The following is a 3,781-nucleotide window of genomic DNA, read 5'->3' on the forward strand; positions in this document are numbered from 1 at the left end:
TCCTTGGGTCGGCCGAAATGGGCGAGCAGGATGACCTTGGCACCCTTGCCTGACAGCTCGGCGATGGTCGGCGCGATGCGTTCGATGCGGGTGGTGTCGGTGACTTTGCCCTCAGTGACAGGCACGTTGAGGTCGACGCGCACCAGCACACGCTTGCCGCTGATGTTGCCGATATCGTCGAGTGTCTTGAAGGCGGCCATGCGGGGTTCCTTTCGCGAAAAACCGGGGGACCATACCCCGCATCGGTGTCGATGCAAGGCTTAGGGCGCGCTCGAACCGAAATTTTGAAGTGGGCACGATCTTGCACCGGCGGGGCGGATGAATGGCAGCGCTCAATAGCGGGTTTGTCAGCTTTCGGTTGCTGCCTTTTCCGGCGCTGGCTCCGGGGCCTGCTTTTCGTCCGCCCGCGCCTCGGCCTCCTGCGTCTCGGTCGGCTTGCGCCAGTTGCGGATGAAGGCGGAAAGACGATCGCCGATTTCGCCGGCGCTGAGGAAGACCGGCACCCGCGCCACCGGCGCGGTCGGCTCGAACGAGAGGCCGAGGCCTATGATCTTGCCCTTGTCGTCGACGTCGCGGACGATCAGTTCTATCGGGCCGAGCAGGACGCGGTCGGCGTATTCGGCATGGCCGCCGAGCCGCGCCGTGACCAGCGCGCCAACGGTGAGCTTTTGCTCCGCTTCGGTCAGGCCTGGCGTATAGGCCGCTTCCAGTTCAGCGGCGGAGCGCGCGGGGTCGACGGCGAAGGCACCGAAGAAATCGGCATCCTCGGGATCGACCACTGCACGGCTCGCGAACAGCTTGTCGAGCAGGCGCGGATAGCGGTCCGGCACGAAAATGTAGACCTGGTCGCCGGCGGCGAGCCGGCCCATGTCCTGGAAGCGCATCGAGCGGCCGTCGCGCAACACCAGCGAGGGTCGCGCCCAGCGTGGGATGCGCTCGCCGCGCGCCACCGGGCTGCCGTGTGCAACGCGATAGGCAAGAAGCTCGTGATGGGCCGAGCCCGGCAGTTCCAGCTCGACCTTGTCCAGCGGTCCGAGCCGTGCCGGCACGATCAGACCGAGGCGGCGCGCCAGCGGTCCGACTGTCCAGCCCTGGATGACCAGCGACACGAGTACGATGATGAAGGCGGTGTTGAAGATGACACGGCCGTTTTCCAGCCCGCCCAGCAGCGGGGTGATGGCGAGCAGGATCGACACCGCGCCGCGCAGGCCGACCCAGGAGACGAAGGCGACCTCGGGGCGCGGCAGACGGAACGGGATCAGGCAGAGCCAGACCGCGATCGGACGGGCGATGAACATCAGGAACAGGCCGAGCAGCACCGCCGGCACCATGATCGCCGGGAACTGCGACGGCGTCGCGAACAGGCCGAGGATGAGGAACATGATGATCTGTGCCAGCCATGACATGCCGTCCTGGAAGCGCTTGAGGATGGTGACGGCGCGGATATCGGAATTGCCCGAGATGAGGCCGGCGATATAGACCGCCAGGAAGCCCGAGCCGCCAATGGCGCCGGCGGCTGCAAACACCATCAGCGACAAGGTCAGCACGAAGATCGGCAGCAGGCCGTGGTCGAGATTGAGCCGGTCGACGAGGCGCACGATGGCGAGGCCGCCGAGCACGCCGACGACAGCGCCAAGGCCCATGTTGAGGAGGAAGCCGAGGAACAGGCTGGTGACCAGGACATTGGTTTCGGGGTTGGCGTGGGCGGCGATGATCTCTACCAGCGTGATGGTCAGGAAGATGGCGATCGGGTCGTTGGTGCCGGATTCCACCTCGAGCGTCGAGCGCACGCGTTCGCGCAGATTGATCTCGCCGGCGCGCAGCAGGAAGAACACGGCCGCCGCATCGGTGGAGGCTACGGCAGCCCCGAGCAGGAAGGATTCCAGCCAGGTGAGATCGAGCAGATAATGGGCGGCGACGCCGAACAGGCCGGTGGTGACAAGCACGCCGAAGGTCGCCAGCGACAAAGCCGGGCCCGCAGCCTGCCGCAAGGCGTTGAGCGGCGTGCCGAAACCGGAATCGAACAGGATGACGGCCAGCGCCAGTGAGCCGGCAAAATAAGCGATGCGGGCGTTGTCGAACTGGATGCCGAGTCCGTCGGTGCCGGTGGCGAGGCCAATGCAGAGAAACAGGAGCAGAAGAGGAGCGCCGAAGCGGAAGGCGATCAGGCTCGAAAACGCGGCGGCGACGACAAGCGCTGTGCCGACCAGCGTGACGAGATAGATCGCATGCTCCATCCTGAAATCAGCCCCTCAAATTCGTCTGTCTCCTGCTTTGCGAGAGAGTGGGGCGAAGACGTGACCAGTGCAAGGCGGCAGGGTGGCTTTTTGGCCTATGCCGCTGATTTTCGGATGTTTTGGCGCGCAGGACACAAATTGGGAAGGCGCAAGCTGCGCTCATGAAAAACGCCCGGGCAAAGCCGGGCGTTCCAAGTCTCGAAAAGAGAGCTTGTGATCAGGCGATGGTCTTGCCGAAGGCGACCGATGTGTCGCCCATGCGGTTGGAGAAACCCCATTCATTGTCGTACCAGGACAGCACCGACACGAAGTTGCCGTCCATCACCTTGGTCTGGTCGAGCGCCATGATCGAGGAGCGCGGATCGTGGTTGAAGTCGATCGACACGTTCGGATGATGGGTGACGCCGAGAATGCCCTTGAGCTTGCCGTTGGAGGCGGCGATCACCGCGTCGTTGATCTCCTGCACCGTGGTCGACCGCTTGGCGATGAACTTGAAGTCGACGACCGAGACGTTCGGGGTCGGCACGCGGATCGAGATGCCGTCGAGCTTGCCCTTGAGGTCGGGCAGCACCAGCCCGATCGCCTTGGCGGCACCCGTCGAGGTCGGGATCTGCGACAGGGCAGCGGCGCGGGCGCGGTAGAGATCCTTGTGCATGGTGTCCAGCGTCGGCTGGTCGCCGGTGTAGGAATGGATCGTCGTCATCATGCCTTTTTCGATGCCGACCGTCTCATGCAGCACGGCTGCCAGCGGCGCCAGGCAGTTGGTGGTGCAGGAGGCATTCGAGATGACGATATGATCCTTGGTCAACTGGTCGTGGTTGATGCCGTAGACGACGGTGAGGTCGGCGCCTTCGGCAGGGGCCGAAACGATGACGCGCTTGGCGCCGGCGGTCAGGTGTGCCGCTGCCTTGTCACGGGCGGTGAAGATGCCGGTGCATTCGAGCGCGATGTCGATGCCGAGTTCCTTCCACGGTAGCTGCGTCGGATCCTTGATCGCGGTGACCTTGAACGTTTCCTTGCCGACGGTGATCTGATCGCCGGAAACCGAGACTTCATGCGGGAAGCGGCCATGCACGCTGTCATAGCGCAACAGATGCGCATTGGTCTCGACCGGGCCGAGGTCGTTGACGGCGACGACGTCGATGTCCTTGCGGCCGGATTCATGGATGGCGCGCAGGATGTTGCGGCCGATGCGGCCAAATCCGTTGATGGCAACTCTGACGGTCATAATTCTCTCCCTGGGAGTTGGAGGGCGGACGAGGGGTCCGCAGTTTCATAGCGGCGGAAGCAGAAAGAATCCAGCCGCAGCGACGTGGATTTAAATCGATTAAGTTGGGTCAGCCCGGCGAAACCGCCTTATCGCGATTTCGCCGAACCTTGAACCTACTTTGTATGCAGGCGGGCTTCCGCCGCCTTGGCCGCGGCTTCGGCGGTAATGCCGAAATGCGGATAGAGTTGCTCGATCGTGCCCGAGGCGCCGAAGCCTGTCATGCCGACGAAGATGCCGTCGGAGCCGATCAGATGATCCCAACCCTGGCGTATGC

The 3,781-nt window shown here is 63.9% G+C and carries 3 protein-coding genes; all 3 read right to left on the reverse strand.

What is annotated here, in order from left to right; translation table 11 throughout:
* On the reverse strand, nucleotides 1-200 hold a 200-nt coding region (gene pgk / locus EN984_RS25870; protein ID WP_127384044.1), incomplete at its 3' end, for a phosphoglycerate kinase.
* Nucleotides 201-347: 147 nt separating this feature from the next.
* Nucleotides 348-2,237: a potassium/proton antiporter gene (locus EN984_RS25875; protein ID WP_127271761.1), complete on the reverse strand. Its 1,890-nt coding sequence runs from the start codon at nucleotides 2,235-2,237 to the stop codon at nucleotides 348-350.
* A 217-nt stretch (nucleotides 2,238-2,454) separates the two neighbouring features.
* Nucleotides 2,455-3,465 (reverse strand): type I glyceraldehyde-3-phosphate dehydrogenase, encoded by a 1,011-nt coding sequence (gap, locus tag EN984_RS25880; RefSeq protein WP_023810967.1) that lies wholly within the window; start codon nucleotides 3,463-3,465, stop codon nucleotides 2,455-2,457.
* Nucleotides 3,466-3,781 lie beyond the last annotated feature (316 nt).

Origin of the sequence: Mesorhizobium sp. M7A.F.Ca.CA.004.12.1.1 (assembly GCF_003997835.1) — a bacterium.
GTDB lineage: Bacteria > Pseudomonadota > Alphaproteobacteria > Rhizobiales > Rhizobiaceae > Mesorhizobium.

Excerpts from the sequence above, each read along its gene's own strand:
- gap (WP_023810967.1), bottom strand. The coding sequence starts at position 3,465 with ATGACCGTCAGAGTTGCCATCAACGGATTTGGCCGCATCGGCCGCAAC.
- EN984_RS25875 (WP_127271761.1), bottom strand. The coding sequence starts at position 2,237 with ATGGAGCATGCGATCTATCTCGTCACGCTGGTCGGCACAGCGCTTGTC.